Below are 14,828 nucleotides of genomic sequence, written 5' to 3'. Positions count from 1 at the left end.
AGATACTTGTCGAATAGATTGGATATTTGTTAAGCTAATAAAAATAACATGTGACAGTTCAGAACCCTCGTCGCTTTTGCAGACGATGAGAAGGAGTTTAGCTAAAGAGATGCCAAAGGAAAAAGTTCTAACGGCCGAAGAGGTCATTCAAGAAGCAGCCCGCTATCTATCGGACGAGCATGTTGCTTTTATCCGGAAAGCTTATGAGTTCGCCGAAAAAGCGCATGAAGGGCAATTCCGCCGATCTGGTGAAGCCTACATCATCCATCCTGTGCAGGTAGCTGGGATCCTTGTCCACTTGGAACTCGATGCGGAGACGATTGCAGGCGGCTTCCTGCACGATGTGGTGGAGGATACACCTGTTACGGTCGAGGAATTGGAAGAGGCCTTCAATGCCGAAGTCGCGATGCTTGTAGATGGGGTGTCCAAGCTCGGTAAAATCAAATATAAATCAAAACAGGCCCAGCAGGCCGAAAATCACCGGAAAATGTTCGTTGCAATGGCGAAGGACATCCGGGTCATCCTGATCAAGCTGGCTGACCGTCTGCATAATATGCGTACGCTGAAACATCTTTCCCCGGAGAAGCAGCGCCGGATTTCCAATGAAACACTTGAAATCTTCGCGCCGCTTGCCCACAGACTCGGAATCAGTACAATCAAATGGGAACTCGAAGATACAGCACTCCGTTATATGAATCCGCAGCAGTACTACCGGATCGTCCACTTGATGAAGCAAAAGCGTGAAGAACGGGAAAGCTATATCGGTGACGTAATGGATCAAATCCGCAGCCAGCTCAGTGAAATCAATATCGAAGCGGATATATTCGGACGGCCGAAGCACTTATACAGTATTTATCGCAAGATGGAACATCAGCATAAGCAGTTCAATGAAATTTATGATCTTCTTGCGGTGCGTGTCATCGTAAAAAGCATCAAGGACTGCTATGCCGTCCTGGGCGTCATTCATACCTGCTGGAAGCCTATGCCTGGCAGATTCAAGGATTATATTGCCATGCCGAAGCTCAATCTGTATCAATCCTTGCATACGACGGTCATCGGACCGAAGGGTGATCCGCTTGAGGTGCAGATCCGGACCGAGGAGATGCATGAGATCGCCGAGTATGGAATCGCGGCTCATTGGGCATATAAAGAAGGCAAACAGCTCAGCGCAAACAGCCCAAAGAAATCTTTCGAGGAAAAATTGACTTGGTTCCGTGAAATCCTCGATTTCCAGAATGAATCCGAAAACGCAGAGGAATTCATGGAATCTCTGAAACTCGATTTGTTCAGCGATATGGTTTATGTTTTCACACCAAAAGGGGATGTCATCGAACTTCCATCTGGTTCCGTACCGATTGATTTTGCTTATCGTGTTCATACCGAAGTAGGGAATCATACGGTAGGGGCGAAGATAAACGGTAAAATGGAGCCGCTGGAGTATAAACTGAAGAATGGCGATATCGTGGAAATGATGACGTCGAAGCATTCCTATGGACCTTCCCAGGACTGGATCAAGCTGGCACAGACTACCCATGCCAGGAATAAAATCAAGCAGTTCTTCAAGAAACAGCGCCGGGAAGAGAATGTTGCCAAGGGTAAGGAGCTTGTGGAAGAGGAAGTGAAACAGTCCGGCTTCGATCCGAAACTCGTGTTCACACCGGAAAATCTTCGCAAGGCTGTCGAGAAATTCAATTTTACTTCCGAAGAAGATATGTATGCGGCTGTCGGTTATCAAGGGATCACGGCTGCACAGATCACAACCAGGCTGACGGAAAGCCTGCGCCGTCAGCATGAAAAAGAAGAAGCGATGGAAAAGACGATCGAAACGGCGAAGATGGCGAATGCGTCCAAGTTCGCTGCCACCAGCCGCAAACGGGATTCTGGTGTACGCGTCGAGGGCGTGGATAATATGCTCGTTCGGCTTTCGAAATGCTGCAATCCAGTGCCGGGGGATGAAATTGTCGGTTACATCACCAAAGGAAGAGGCGTTTCCGTCCATCGCACCGACTGTCCGAATATGCAGACGGAGGAAGCCCAGACCCGTAAGCTGCATGTGGACTGGGAGAACAGTGCGACAAGCGCCAAGCAGTACCATGTCGATTTGGAAATCACTGCCTTTGACAGACACGGCTTGATGAATGAAGTACTGCAGGCAGTTAATGAAACACGTACACAGATCACCGCTGTCGATGGCAAGTCGGATAGAAATAAGCTGGCGACGATCCATCTGACAATCTTGATCCACAATATCGGTCATCTTCGCAAGATCGTAGAACGGATCAAACAAATCAAGGATATTTATACTGTCACTAGAAAGCTGCAATAGAAATGAGGCCTTTGAGATGAAAGTAGTAGCCCAGCTTGCCAAAGAAGCTTCCGTCACTGTCCGGGAAGAGGTCATCGGGAAAATCGGCAAAGGATTCATGCTGCTTGTCGGTATCACGCACGGCGATACCGAGGCAGATCTTGATTATATTGTGAATAAGCTGATACATCTTCGTGTATTCGAAGATGCAGACGGCAAAATGAATGAATCTCTCTTGCAAACCGGAGGGGAGATTCTGTCCATTTCGCAGTTCACTCTATATGCGGACACGCGGAAGGGACGCCGGCCAAGTTTTACAGATGCGGCTAAACCTGATGCCGCCAAAAAGCTCTATGAAAGATTCAATCAGAAGCTCAGGGAGGCTGGCATCCATGTGGAAACCGGGGAATTCGGTGCTCATATGGATGTACAGCTCATCAATGAAGGACCGGTTACCATCATTTTGGATAGTTCGGATCGACCAAACAAGGAAGCGTGAAGCTTTCTTGTTGTTTAGAAATCGTGCGGAATGTGAATACTAGTTGAGAAAAAACAACAAAAGGTGTGATCGGCTTGCGAGGCAGTGACGCACAGCAGCATGTTTTCGCAGCATCCCGGCTGGATGCAATCCGGCTCAGGGGTGAACCTGCTTCCCTTGAGGAAGACTTGCTGATACCGCATATGGGTGAATTGCCAGAAGGCACGGAACGAAAAAAATTACAAGAACGGCTAAAACAATCTTGACAATCTTTCTTACAAACAGGTACTATTATTACAATCTAAAGAAACCGGAAATCCATCGAGGGAAAGAGTAAGTCGAAATCACTGTGGACAGAGACCAGGCGTCCTAGGCTGCAAGCGCCCGGCACAGCTTCGAACTGAAAGACATTCCTTAGGAGCACTGTCGAACAATGCAGTAGGCAGTGACGTAGCAGGCGTTAACTGACCAAGGTGGGGTACAGGGCTGTATCCAACTAGGGTGGCAACGCGGGAAGAACTCCCGTCCCTTGAATGAAGGGACGGGGGTTCTTTGTCGTTATTTTTAGGAATCCGGGGATTGGGTCATTAGTCGAGGAGGTTATGAAATGGAGATGAAAGCGCCAAGAGGTACGCAGGATATTTTGCCTGGTACATCTGAAAAATGGCAGTATGCCGAACAAGTCCTGACGGATCTGGCAAGCAGATTCAACTACAAGGAAATAAGGGTGCCGATTTTTGAACATACAGAGTTGTTCCTTCGCGGTGTGGGGGAAACAACGGATATCGTGCAGAAGGAAATGTACACATTCAAGGATAAAGGGGACCGCAGCCTGACGCTGAGACCGGAAGGAACGGCGTCCGTCGTTCGCGCTTATGTACAGAATAAGCTGTATGGTCTGCCTGAGCAGCCGACGAAGCTGTTTTATCATGGGCCAATGTTCCGTTATGAACGGCCGCAGCAGGGACGGATGCGTCAATTCGTTCAATTCGGTGTCGAAGCGCTGGGGAGTGAGGATCCGGCGATCGATGCGGAAGTGATCAGCCTGGCGATGAGTGGTTACCAGCAGCTTGGCTTGAAGTCCTTGAAACTTATCATCAATACGCTTGGAGATAAAGAAAGCCGTGATGCACATCGCACAGCTTTGATCGATCATTTCACACCTGTCAAAGAAGAACTATGCAGCGACTGCCAGACCCGTCTGGAAAAGAATCCGCTGCGTATACTCGATTGTAAAAAAGACCGTGAGCACCCGAAAGTGAAAAGTGCACCATCCATACATGATTATCTTAACGAAGGATCCAGAGCGTACTTTGACGCTGTAAAAGAAAACCTGGATGCGATCGGAATCGCTTATGAGGTTGATCCGAATCTGGTAAGGGGCTTGGATTACTACAACCATACAGCATTCGAAATCATGAGTGACGCAGAAGGTTTCGGTGCCCTGACAACACTTACTGGCGGCGGCCGTTATAACGGGCTTGTCGAAGAAGTCGGGGGCCCATCGACTCCAGGTATCGGTTTTGCACTGAGTATCGAGCGTCTGTTATTTGCCCTTGAAGCAGAAGGTGTGGAACTTCCTGTCAAAACGGGAACAGACGTGTATGTCGTGGCACTTGGGGAAGAAGCTGTCCAAAAAGAAGCGGTGAGACTGACCTATCAGCTGCGCTTGGCGGGCGTGACCGCGGATAAAGATTATTTAGGCAAGAAAATGAAGGGCCAATTCAAAGCTGCTGATCGGCAGCAAGCAAAATTTGTTGTCGTACTCGGTGAAGACGAGCTGCAAAAAGGTGTCATTTCCTTGCGTAATATGCAGGATGGACAGCAAACCGAGGTGGCAATCACCGAAGCTGTCGATGCGATCAAAGAACAGTTGGATGGAGGAAAAGCAGATGAGTGAAAGACAAAAGGCAGGTCTGCTGCGAACGAGTCATGCAGGCGAGACGGTGACTATCAAAGGATGGGTGCAGAAACGGCGTGATTTGGGCGGATTGATCTTTGCTGATATCCGGGACCGTTCCGGAATCGTGCAGGTCGTTTTCAATCCTGATGTATCGAAGGAAGCATTGGAAATCGCAGAGCAAATCCGTTCCGAATTCGTTGTCAGTGTGACAGGTGAAGTTGTGGAAAGGGAAGAAGCAACGAAGAACCCGAACATGGCGACTGGTGATATCGAAATCGCTGCCGGGGAGATAGTCATCCTGAATAAGGCGAAAAGTCCGGCATTCCAAATCGAGGATGAGGTGGATGCATCCGAGGATGTGCGTTTGAAGTACCGCTATCTTGATTTGCGCAGAAAGCCTCTTCAGGAAACATTCCGCCTTCGTCATCAGGCGACACAGGCTATCCGCAACTTCCTTAATGAAGAGGAATTTTATGAAATGGAAACACCGATGCTGACGAAAAGCACCCCGGAAGGAGCACGTGACTATCTTGTACCGAGCCGTGTGCATCCAGGGGAGTTCTACGCCCTTCCGCAGTCACCGCAGCTCTTCAAACAGCTGCTGATGATTTCGGGCTTCGAGAAATATTATCAGATTGCCCGCTGCTTCCGTGACGAAGACCTGCGTGCGGACCGTCAGCCTGAATTCACTCAAATCGACATCGAAACCAGCTTCATGTCCACAGAAGATATCATCGACATGACAGAGCGGATGATGCAACGTGTCATGAAAGAAGTGAAGGATGTGGATATTCAAGTGCCATTCCCGCGGCTGCCTTATGCAGAAGCAATGGAACGATTCGGCTCCGATAAGCCGGATACACGTTTCGGCCTTGAGCTTGTCGATGTGAGGGAAGCGGTGAAATCTGCTGAATTCAAAGTGTTCCAGGATGCCATCCAAAATGGCGGCCGTGTCAGCGCGATCAATGTAAAAGGCCAGGCTGCGAATTTCTCGCGCAAGGATATCGATGCCTTGACTGAATTTGTCAAAATTTACGGGGCAAAAGGACTTGCTTGGGTCAAGGTCGAGGAAGACGGCTCCTTGAAAGGACCGATTGCTAAATTCCTAGATGATTCCGTCCAAGGACAGTTGAAGGAAGTACTTTCCGCAGAAGCCGGGGATTTGCTTGTATTTGTTGCCGATAAGACGAAAGTGGTCTTCGATAGCCTGGGAGCATTGAGAAGCAAGCTTGGCCGCGATCTTGGTCTGATCGACGAATCGCTGTTCAACTTCCTTTGGGTGACGGATTGGCCGCTATTCGAATATGACGAAGAGGAAGGTCGCTATTACGCTGCCCATCACCCATTCACCATGCCGGCTGCGGCAGATATCGATAAGCTGGAAACAGATCCAGCCTCCGTCAAAGCGGAAGCATATGATATCGTCCTGAATGGTTATGAGCTGGGAGGCGGTTCTCAGCGTATTTACCAGATGGATCTGCAAAATCGGATGTTCGAGGTGCTGGGATTCACGAAGGAAGAAGCACAGGAGCAGTTCGGCTTCCTATTGGACGCCCTGGAATCCGGTGCGCCTCCACACGGCGGTATTGCATTGGGTTATGATCGTTTCATCATGCTTTTATCCGGCAGCACAAACCTTCGGGACACCATCTTGTTCCCGAAAACAGCGTCGGCGACGGATCCATTGACGGATGCGCCTGATCCAGTGAGCAAGAAGCAGCTTGATGAGCTTCACTTGGATATCCAGAAAAAAACGGCAGGACAGGAAGCGCAGTAGATAGACTTTCCAGTTGAAAACTCGTTCCATCCATGCTAATATAGTTGCATAGTCAAATAGCAATCCTGATGTGTACGTTCTTCATATGTTTTGACCGAACACGATGAAGTACGGGAGCCCGATCGTCTTCACGCGGCATGCAAGCCTCCATGGAGTGGACGCATAAAGTGTGAATCAGGGCACCCACCTGCCGAGAGCGGGTTCAAAACTTCAATAGGACGGCACGATCGGGATTGCTATTTTCCGTTAAAATGAACAAAGCAGCACACACCCTCCATGGGCATGTGCTGCTTTTTATTTAGCCACTTGTTCCAAGTTGCCGTTTTTGTCCATTCTGAAAGCAGGGGATGCGAAAGTGTCCTTATCATCAAAGATGACCATCTTCCGTGCCCGGTCCATGATTTGGATGAGCACTTGATAATCTTCTTTCATGGTTTTCAGCTGATTTTTCAGGCTTTCGCATTCTTCCTTGAGCTGCTCGTTTTCTTGACGGAGATGATGGCTCTCGGCTTCCAGATGATGAATGGTCTGCCGGTTCGTTTCACTAGTTTGATAACCTTGCTCCAATGTTTGGAGATAGCTGATGACTTGAGACAGGTTCAGCGTATCCGGCTGCTTGCCCGAGTCAGTGTCTGTTTTGGTATGTTCACCGACAATGAATGTTTCTTGTGCTATCTCCGCTTCGAATCGAGCGGTCTCTTCATCCATTGTAATCGGGAATGCTTGTTGTCTTTCAGCAGCGTTCATTACTGGCGTTTTTGGCTGCACTTGTGCAGAAGCTGTTTTTTGAGATCTTTGTTCTGCGCGCTTTTTTTCTTTTCGCTGGCGTTTGGCAATCGCAACGGCTTGTTCGTAACGGCTGCGGATTTCAGCATTCCAGCGGAAGCCGCAAGCTGCCGACGTGCGGTTCAGTTTGTCGCCGACTTCATCAAAAGCTTTCAGCTGTGTGCTGCCTTCCCGGATATGCCGCAGGACGGTCTCGGCCAGCAATAAGTCGTCTTCATGACTCCATGCGTCTTGTCTTACTTTAACCATTGGGACTAACACTCCATTTCTTATCTGTTAATCTACAAACATAGATAGTGATGAAAACTGTTAGCCCCATTGTTGCCGTTGAATGCCGGGTATATACATGCAACGTCATTTTCTTTTTGATACGCGTTCATAGACTTGTTTGAGTGCTTGTTCGAATTTGCCCGTGTCGATTGGCTCATAATATCGTCTGTTCTTCAATAAATCAGGCAGGTACTGCTGTTCCACCCATGCTCCTGGATAATCATGGGGGTATCGATAGCCGAGACCGCGTCCAAGATGCTTTGCACCTTGATAATGGGCATCCTTCAAGTGCGCGGGTACTTCGCCGACCTTGCCGGAACGGATATCCGACAGGGCGGCATTGATGCCTTTATATGCGCTGTTCGATTTCGGGGATAGACAAAGCTCTACGATGGCATTCGCCAAAGGAATGCGAGCTTCCGGAAAGCCGACTCGTTCAGCGGCTTCCACAGCAGCCAATGTCCGCGGCCCTGCTTGCGGGTTAGCCAGACCGATATCTTCATAGGCACACACGATCATCCGGCGTCCGATGCTATCCAGGTCGCCGGCTTCAATCAAACGCGCCAGATAATGCAGGGCTGCATTCACGTCGCTGCCGCGTATCGACTTCTGAAATGCACTCAGCACGTCATAATGGGCATCCCCATCTTTATCATGGGAAAAGCTCTTTTTTTGCATGCAGGCTTCTGCCACTCCCAAATCGATCTGGACAATATCATCCTTTGCTGGCGTGGAATAAGCAGCAAGCTCCAAACCGTTCAGCGCTGCCCGCAAATCCCCGCCTGATGCACTTGCGAAATGATCCAGTGCCTCAGTCGTGATGTCGAGCTGCATGCCGCCCAGCCCTTGGCCGGGATCGAGCACCGCTCGCTGGAGCGCTTCTTTTACATCGGAAGGTTCCAGGCTGTGAAGCTCGAACAAATGACATCGGCTCCGGATCGCCGGATTTATAGAATGATAGGGATTGCTTGTCGTACAGCCGATCAAGGTAATCAAATTACTCTCGACATGGGGCAGGAGGAAGTCCTGCTTTGCTTTGTCCAGTCGATGGACCTCATCCAGTATAAGGACAAGCTGACCGCTCATCTTCGCTTCTTCCACGGCGATTTCCATGTCCTTTTTCTTATCCACCACTGCATTCAGCAGCTTGTACCGGATTTGGACGCTGGAGGCAAGCGCAATTGCCATCGACGTTTTTCCTGTGCCCGGCGGACCGTACAGGATCATCGAGCTCAATCGGTCTGCCTCCACCATCCGGCGGATCATCTTGCCTTCCCCGACGAGATGCTTCTGTCCGATGATTTGGCTGATATCCTTTGGCCGCATACGGTATGCTAATGGTTGTCTGACCATAATAATTCCTCCATCCTGTTTCTGCTTGTCTTAGCGTATCCAGCCATCGGGGAAAATGCAAGCCACTTGCTATCCATGTTATAATATTTTCTGGTATAATAATCGTTATTGTTTTGGAAACCGAACATTACAGAGGCAGTTATGAGGAGTTTTAAGAGATGAAGATATCGACTAAAGGACGATATGGATTGACTATCATGATCGCATTGGGAAAGCATTATGGAGAAGGACCAGTCTCTTTGAAGACCATTGCGACAGAAAATAAATTGTCCGAGCATTATTTGGAGCAGCTTGCTGCACCCCTGCGTAATGCCTGTCTGGTGAAAAGCATACGCGGCGCCAAGGGCGGCTATATGCTGGCATCGCCGCCGTCGGATATCACGGCCGGTGATATCATCCGGACGCTCGAGGGGCCGATTACGCCAGTCGAGGGGATCGAAGAAGAGGAGCCGGCGAAGCAGCAGCTTTGGCTGCGCATCAGGGATGCAGTGAGGGACGTATTGGATACGACGACTTTAGAGGATCTTTGCCGTCATGGGGATGACGAAAACAAAGATCCATATATGTTCTATATTTAATGGAGGCAAGCAGTTATGAAACCAATCTATCTTGATCACGCGGCAACATCACCGATGCATCCAGACGTCATCCAGGCCATGATCCCGGTGATGGAGGGCACATTCGGCAACCCATCCAGTGTCCATGCATTCGGCAGGGAAGCACGTCACATCGTGGATGTAGCGCGTGAGAAGGTTGCAGCAAGCATTGGTGCAACGGATAAACAGATCATCTTCACAAGTGGAGGCACCGAAGCGGATAATATGGCACTTATCGGTGTGGCGAACGCCTGCCGTGAACAAGGCAAGCATATTATTACAACTGCAATCGAGCATCATGCTACACTACATGCAGCCAACTATCTGGAAAGCCAAGGCTTCGAGGTTACGTATTTGCCGGCAGATGCATCGGGAGCGATCAAGCTGGCCGACCTGCAAGCGGCACTGCGTCCGGACACGATACTTGTATCCGTGATGATGATCAATAATGAAACAGGTGTCATGCAGCCGATTCAGGCGATCGGTGACTTGCTGCAATCACACCCTGCCTATTTCCATACAGATGCGGTCCAAGCCTATGGCACGGAAGAGATCGATGTCGATGCATTGGGTGTTGATCTTTTAAGCATGTCTGCTCATAAGATCAATGGTCCTAAAGGAATCGGAGCTTTGTATGTGAGGGATGGGGTGCGCATCAAACCGATCACCTATGGCGGTGAGCAGGAGCGCAAACGCCGGGCAGGTACAGAGAATGTCGCTTCCATTGCGGGCTTCGGCAAGGCTGCCGAATTGGCTGTGCAAAAGCGGGCAGAAAGAAGGGCTTCTTATCAGCAGCTTCAGGATGCGTTCGTTTCCGAGCTTCAGCTTGCAGGTATCGATTTTTCGATCAATGGCGGGGCATCTCAGCGATCTGCTGGGATAGTCAACATCAGTTTTCCGGGAACGAATGTCGAGTCTTTGCTGATGAATTTCGATTTGTCCGGTGTGACGGCATCCAGCGGCAGTGCCTGCACAGCAGGTTCTGTTGATCCATCGCATGTCTTGAAGACGATGTACGGCGAGGATGAGCGTGTCACGAACAGTATCCGCTTCAGCTTCGGATACGGCAATACAGTTGAATCTGTCGCAGAGGCTGCCCAGACAGTCGCTGCTATCATAAAACGTCTGACAAAAGGAAAGGAGTGACAAATGATGAAAGAAAACAAAGATATCCGGGTCGTCGTCGGTATGAGCGGCGGTGTCGATTCTTCCGTTGCAGCCCTATTGCTAAAACAGCAAGGCTATGACGTAGTCGGCATCTTCATGAAAAACTGGGATGATACGGATGAGAATGGCTTCTGTACCGCTACAGAAGATTTCGAAGATGTTAAAAAAGTTGCCAATCAAATCGGTATTCCATACTACGGGGTGAACTTCGAAAAGCAGTACTGGGACAAAGTATTCACCTACTTCCTCGATGAATACAAAGCCGGGCGCACCCCGAATCCCGATGTGATGTGCAATAAAGAAATCAAATTCAAAGCTTTCATGGATCACGCCATGTCCCTCGGAGCCGACTATTTGGCAACGGGACATTATGCACAAGTCGAAAAGCGTGACGGCAAGACGGTCATGCTTCGCGGCTTGGATGAAAACAAGGATCAAACGTATTTCTTGAACCAATTGACGGAATCCACTCTTTCCAAGGTCATGTTCCCGCTTGGCGGCATGGATAAGAAAGAAGTGCGCCGCATTGCAGCAGAGCATAATCTGGCTACTGCAACGAAAAAGGATTCCACTGGTATCTGCTTCATCGGGGAGCGCAACTTCAAGAGCTTCCTGAGTGAATACCTGCCGGCACAGCCAGGTGTCATGTCCACATTGGACGGTGTCGTGAAAGGGAAGCATGACGGTCTTATGTACTATACGATCGGGCAGCGCCAAGGCCTTGGAATCGGCGGGGAAGGCGAACCATGGTTCGTTGTCGGGAAAAACCTGAAAGAAAACATCCTGTACGTGGAACAAGGTTTCAATCATGATAGTCTGTTTTCCGATGCACTGATCGCCAGTGATGTCAGCTGGGTTTCTGAAACAGAGCTGGCTGAGCCGATTACGGTGACAGCCAAATTCCGTTACCGTCAAAAAGACAGCAAAGTGACGGTGACACCGGTCGGAGACAGGAAAGTGCGTGTCGATTTCCATGAGCCGCAGCGTGCGATCACACCTGGACAAGCAGTCGTTTTCTATGATGGCGATGTATGTCTTGGCGGCGGAACGATCGATGATATCATCAAGAACGAACAACAGCTTGAATACGTTGGTTAAAGCAGAAACCCTTGTCTTATGGCAAGGGTTTCCCTTACATAGAGGAGTGGAACAATGGATCATATCAAATTAGGAATCGAGGCTTTGCAGCAGCAGGATCTCGAGGGTGCTGCCAAGCATTTCAATGCAGCGATAGAGGAACGGCCCAACGATCCTGTCGGCTATATCAATTTTGGCAATCTGCTGATGCGGATGAATGAGCTGGAGAAGGCAGAGCGATTTTTCCAGCGTGCCATCGAATTGGATGAAAAAGCTGCAACAGCCTATTACGGGCTGGGAAGTTTGTATTATACTGGTGAGATGTACGAAAAAGCGATCCAGCAGCTGATGGAAGCAGTGAAGCTTGGGTTGGATGAAGGAGATGTCCATTATTTGCTGGGTATGTCCCTGCAGCAGACTGGCAAGGAGAAACTGGCATTGCCTTATCTCCAGCGAGCGGCGGAGCTCGAAGAACGGGATGCTGCCATCGTCTTTCAATATGGTTTGGCACTGGCGAACGGAGGAGAGGTCGATACCGCTCAAAAAGTTTTGCTCGATCTGCTGGAATGGAGTCCGAACCACAGTGATGCCCTTTATAATGTAGGGGTTGCTTATTTGTATCAGCAGCAGCTTGAAAAAGCACTTGAATACATGGAAAAAGCGCTGCAAGCGCAGCCGGACCATGAGATGGCCATGCATGGCAAGGCACAGATTGAATTGATCATGGAGCAAATCGAGAACGAAGAGTAAGGAGCACAGGCGTATGGAATATGGGGAGACGGCTGAAAGCCCTAGAGGCTTTGTGAAAGGTGAATTATTGCATACGATTTTTCGCAAAGAGGAAGAGCAATTTTCCATCGTCCGCATCAAGGTATTGGAAACCAATGAGACGTTCGATGAGAAGGATATCGTCGTCAAAGGATACATTGGTGAACTGGACCAAGGCGAGCCTTATTTGTTTTATGGTTCGATGGTCCATCATAAACGCTTTGGTGAACAATATGAAGTGACGGAATACAAGCGGTATGTACCAGAAACGAAGGATGGACTGATTCAGTACCTTTCCAGTGACTTGTTCTATGGAATCGGAAAGCGGATTGCCGAGCGTATTGTAGCGAAGCTGGGCGAGAATGCAATAGCGGATATTCTGTCCAATGCTGATTTACTGGATGGCATCCAAGGGCTGAACGATGAGAAGAAGGAAAGATTCCTTCATGATCTTCGTACCCATCAAGGCTTTGACCATGTGATGGTGCATCTGTCCAAATACGGCATAGGTTTGAAGCTGGCACAGAAGATCTATAAAGTGTATCGTGATGAGGCCATTCAAGTATTGGAGAAGGACCCATATCAATATGTATTCGATATCGAAGGATTCGGGTTCCATCGAGCGGATGAAGCTGCCCGTAAGAATAACCTCCCGATGGACCATGGCAGCAGGCTGCAGGCAGCCTGTCTGATGGTGCTGCAAGACAGCATGCAGGCGGGTCATGTTTATTTGCCGAACGAAGAGGTGCTGAAACAGGCAGCTGTCTTATTGCGCAGTGCCCAATACGGTATTAGTGCGGACCAGATCGAAGAACAGCTGGGCGTACTGCATGCTCAGAAAAAAGTTGTCAAAGAAGAGGAGCGGATCTATCATCCGATGCTTTACTTCGCTGAAACTGGATTCTGCAAGCATTTGCAGCGTTTGAATGAACAAGGCACCCAAACGGAGATCGTGCAAGCAGAACTGCTCAAGATCATCGGGAAGCTCGAGGAAAAAGAGACGATCAGCTACGGGAAAGAGCAGTTCGAGGCAATCGAGCAAGCATTGCAATCCAAGGTGATGATCCTGACCGGAGGACCGGGAACCGGTAAGACGACGGTCATCAAAGGTTTCATCAAAGCATATGCGGAAATACATGAGCTATCCCTTGATCCAAAGGACTATAAAGATAAGGATGAAAGGTATCCTTTCGTCTTGACGGCACCAACCGGAAGGGCCGCCAAACGGATGAGCGAATCGACAGGCATCCCTGCCAGCACCATCCACCGATTATTGGGATGGGATGGCACCGAATCCTTCGAGCGTGACGAAGATAATCCGCTTGCCGGGAAGCTGCTTATCGTCGATGAGTTTTCAATGGTCGATATTTGGCTGGCAAACCGATTGTTCAAAGCGATCCCGGATGATATGCAGGTGCTGCTTGTCGGGGATGAGGATCAATTGCCATCCGTCGGTCCTGGGCAGGTGCTTTCTGATTTGCTTCGTACCGAAGCTGTTCCGCGAGTGATGCTGAAGGATGTCTATCGACAAAAAGAAGGCTCGAAAATCATCACGATTGCCCATGCCATCAAAAATGGCACCTTGTCGCAGGACGAACTGGAAAAGGACAAAGATTTTAATTTCATCCCTTGCCGCGAGCATCAGGTAGTCGACGTCATCACTCAGATCGTTGGCCGTGCCGTCGAAAAAGGCTGGGATCTGCGCGATGTACAGCTGCTTGCCCCTATGTATCGTTCGCAGGCCGGTATCCATGCGTTGAACCGCCAGCTTCAGCAGCTTGTCAATCCAAAGGATAAGCAAAAACGGGAAATGGCAGCAAAAGACGTAATCTTCCGAAAAGGCGATAAGGTCATCCAGCTTGTCAATGACCCGGAAGAAGGTGTTTTCAATGGCGATATCGGGGAAGTGGTTGCCTTGTTCCGGGAGGAAGAGAATGTCGAGCAAAAGGAGCAGCTTGTCGTTGCCTTCGATGAAAAAGAAGTCGTCTATGAGAGCAAGGATTTATCTAATTTGATGCATGCTTACTGCATCTCCATCCATAAATCCCAAGGGAGTGAATTTCCAATCGTCATCATGCCGGTCGTGCCGGGCTACCGCCGCATGCTCCGTAAAAATTTGCTGTATACCGGCATTACGAGGGCGCAGCGCTCCCTCATACTTGTCGGGGAGAAACAGGCGTTTTTGCAGGGGATCCAAACAGAGGATACGAATACGCGCTACACTTCTTTGGTGGAGCATCTTGGTTTCAGTGAAGCAGAAGGAGATGACATCGACCGGATGCTGCGGGAGGCCGAGGCTGAGCAAGAGGACATTTCCCCTTACGATTTCATGTAGTATATACAAGGAA

12 protein-coding genes, 1 other RNA gene and 1 other annotated feature are annotated in these 14,828 nt (G+C 49.4%); of the genes, 11 read left to right on the top strand and 2 right to left on the bottom strand.

What is annotated here, in order from left to right; all coding sequences use genetic code 11:
- Positions 1-109 precede the first annotated feature (109 nt).
- The 6 genes from CHH53_RS07535 to ssrS all read left to right on the top strand — a co-directional run bounded on the left by CHH53_RS07535 (position 110) and on the right by ssrS (position 6,701).
- Complete coding sequence (locus tag CHH53_RS07535; protein ID WP_095215510.1) at positions 110-2,326, top strand: RelA/SpoT family protein; 2,217 nt, start codon at positions 110-112, stop codon at positions 2,324-2,326.
- Positions 2,327-2,342: 16 nt separating this feature from the next.
- Positions 2,343-2,804: a D-aminoacyl-tRNA deacylase gene (gene dtd, locus CHH53_RS07530; protein WP_095215509.1), complete on the top strand. Its 462-nt coding sequence runs from the start codon at positions 2,343-2,345 to the stop codon at positions 2,802-2,804.
- A gap of 74 nt (positions 2,805-2,878) precedes the next feature.
- Entirely contained in the window at positions 2,879-3,049 is a 171-nt protein-coding gene (locus CHH53_RS17310; RefSeq protein WP_158221508.1) for a hypothetical protein, read from the top strand.
- Between the two features lie 46 nt (positions 3,050-3,095).
- Positions 3,096-3,316 (top strand) — a binding site (T-box leader).
- Positions 3,317-3,390: 74 nt separating this feature from the next.
- Entirely contained in the window at positions 3,391-4,683 is a 1,293-nt protein-coding gene (gene hisS, locus CHH53_RS07525; protein ID WP_095215508.1) for a histidine--tRNA ligase, read from the top strand.
- Positions 4,676-6,463, top strand: coding sequence for an aspartate--tRNA ligase (gene aspS, locus CHH53_RS07520; RefSeq protein WP_095215507.1), 1,788 nt, complete (start codon positions 4,676-4,678; stop codon positions 6,461-6,463). The genes hisS and aspS overlap by 8 nt, the downstream gene beginning before the upstream one ends.
- Before the next feature lie 59 nt (positions 6,464-6,522).
- A non-coding RNA gene (gene ssrS / locus CHH53_RS07515) (6S RNA) lies at positions 6,523-6,701 on the top strand.
- Positions 6,702-6,757: 56 nt separating this feature from the next.
- Here the strand turns inward: ssrS and CHH53_RS07510 are convergent.
- Both CHH53_RS07510 and CHH53_RS07505 read right to left on the bottom strand, forming a co-directional pair.
- Positions 6,758-7,498 carry an RsfA family transcriptional regulator gene (locus CHH53_RS07510; protein WP_095215506.1) on the bottom strand — a complete coding sequence of 247 codons (741 nt, stop codon included), beginning with the start codon at positions 7,496-7,498 and terminating at the stop codon, positions 6,758-6,760.
- Positions 7,499-7,603: 105 nt separating this feature from the next.
- Positions 7,604-8,872, bottom strand: coding sequence for a replication-associated recombination protein A (locus CHH53_RS07505; RefSeq protein WP_095215505.1), 1,269 nt, complete (start codon positions 8,870-8,872; stop codon positions 7,604-7,606).
- Between the two features lie 158 nt (positions 8,873-9,030).
- Here CHH53_RS07505 and cymR point away from each other — a divergent pair, with 158 nt between their 5' ends.
- From cymR to recD2, 5 genes are read left to right on the top strand one after another with little or no spacing between them, the layout of a single operon-like run.
- A complete protein-coding gene (gene cymR / locus CHH53_RS07500) occupies positions 9,031-9,450 on the top strand; it encodes a cysteine metabolism transcriptional regulator CymR (RefSeq protein WP_095215504.1) in 420 nt (139 codons plus the stop codon).
- Positions 9,451-9,465: 15 nt separating this feature from the next.
- A complete protein-coding gene (locus tag CHH53_RS07495; protein ID WP_095215503.1) occupies positions 9,466-10,614 on the top strand; it encodes a cysteine desulfurase family protein in 1,149 nt (382 codons plus the stop codon).
- Positions 10,615-10,620: 6 nt separating this feature from the next.
- Positions 10,621-11,733, top strand: a complete 1,113-nt coding sequence (gene mnmA / locus CHH53_RS07490; RefSeq protein ID WP_095215502.1) for a tRNA 2-thiouridine(34) synthase MnmA — start codon at positions 10,621-10,623, stop codon at positions 11,731-11,733.
- A gap of 54 nt (positions 11,734-11,787) precedes the next feature.
- Positions 11,788-12,462, top strand: a complete 675-nt coding sequence (locus CHH53_RS07485) for a tetratricopeptide repeat protein (protein ID WP_095215501.1) — start codon at positions 11,788-11,790, stop codon at positions 12,460-12,462.
- A 13-nt stretch (positions 12,463-12,475) separates the two neighbouring features.
- Positions 12,476-14,815, top strand: a complete 2,340-nt coding sequence (gene recD2 / locus CHH53_RS07480) for an SF1B family DNA helicase RecD2 (protein ID WP_095215500.1) — start codon at positions 12,476-12,478, stop codon at positions 14,813-14,815.
- The last annotated feature ends 13 nt before the right edge of the window (positions 14,816-14,828 follow it).

This window comes from Terribacillus sp. 7520-G (assembly GCF_002271665.1).
GTDB lineage: Bacteria > Bacillota > Bacilli > Bacillales > Amphibacillaceae > Terribacillus.
Note: the sequence above shows the minus strand (reverse complement) of the source record. Positions and strands in the feature narration are given on the sequence as shown.

What these genes read in the sequence shown, in the direction of transcription:
- CHH53_RS07535 (WP_095215510.1), top strand. Translation starts at nt 110, where the DNA reads ATGCCAAAGGAAAAAGTTCTAACGGCCGAAGAGGTCATTCAAGAAGCA.
- dtd (WP_095215509.1), top strand. Translation starts at nt 2,343, where the DNA reads ATGAAAGTAGTAGCCCAGCTTGCCAAAGAAGCTTCCGTCACTGTCCGG.
- hisS (WP_095215508.1), top strand. Translation starts at nt 3,391, where the DNA reads ATGGAGATGAAAGCGCCAAGAGGTACGCAGGATATTTTGCCTGGTACA.
- aspS (WP_095215507.1), top strand. Translation starts at nt 4,676, where the DNA reads ATGAGTGAAAGACAAAAGGCAGGTCTGCTGCGAACGAGTCATGCAGGC.
- CHH53_RS07510 (WP_095215506.1), bottom strand. Translation starts at nt 7,498, where the DNA reads ATGGTTAAAGTAAGACAAGACGCATGGAGTCATGAAGACGACTTATTG.
- CHH53_RS07505 (WP_095215505.1), bottom strand. Translation starts at nt 8,872, where the DNA reads ATGGTCAGACAACCATTAGCATACCGTATGCGGCCAAAGGATATCAGC.
- cymR (WP_095215504.1), top strand. Translation starts at nt 9,031, where the DNA reads ATGAAGATATCGACTAAAGGACGATATGGATTGACTATCATGATCGCA.
- CHH53_RS07495 (WP_095215503.1), top strand. Translation starts at nt 9,466, where the DNA reads ATGAAACCAATCTATCTTGATCACGCGGCAACATCACCGATGCATCCA.
- mnmA (WP_095215502.1), top strand. Translation starts at nt 10,621, where the DNA reads ATGAAAGAAAACAAAGATATCCGGGTCGTCGTCGGTATGAGCGGCGGT.
- CHH53_RS07485 (WP_095215501.1), top strand. Translation starts at nt 11,788, where the DNA reads ATGGATCATATCAAATTAGGAATCGAGGCTTTGCAGCAGCAGGATCTC.
- recD2 (WP_095215500.1), top strand. Translation starts at nt 12,476, where the DNA reads ATGGAATATGGGGAGACGGCTGAAAGCCCTAGAGGCTTTGTGAAAGGT.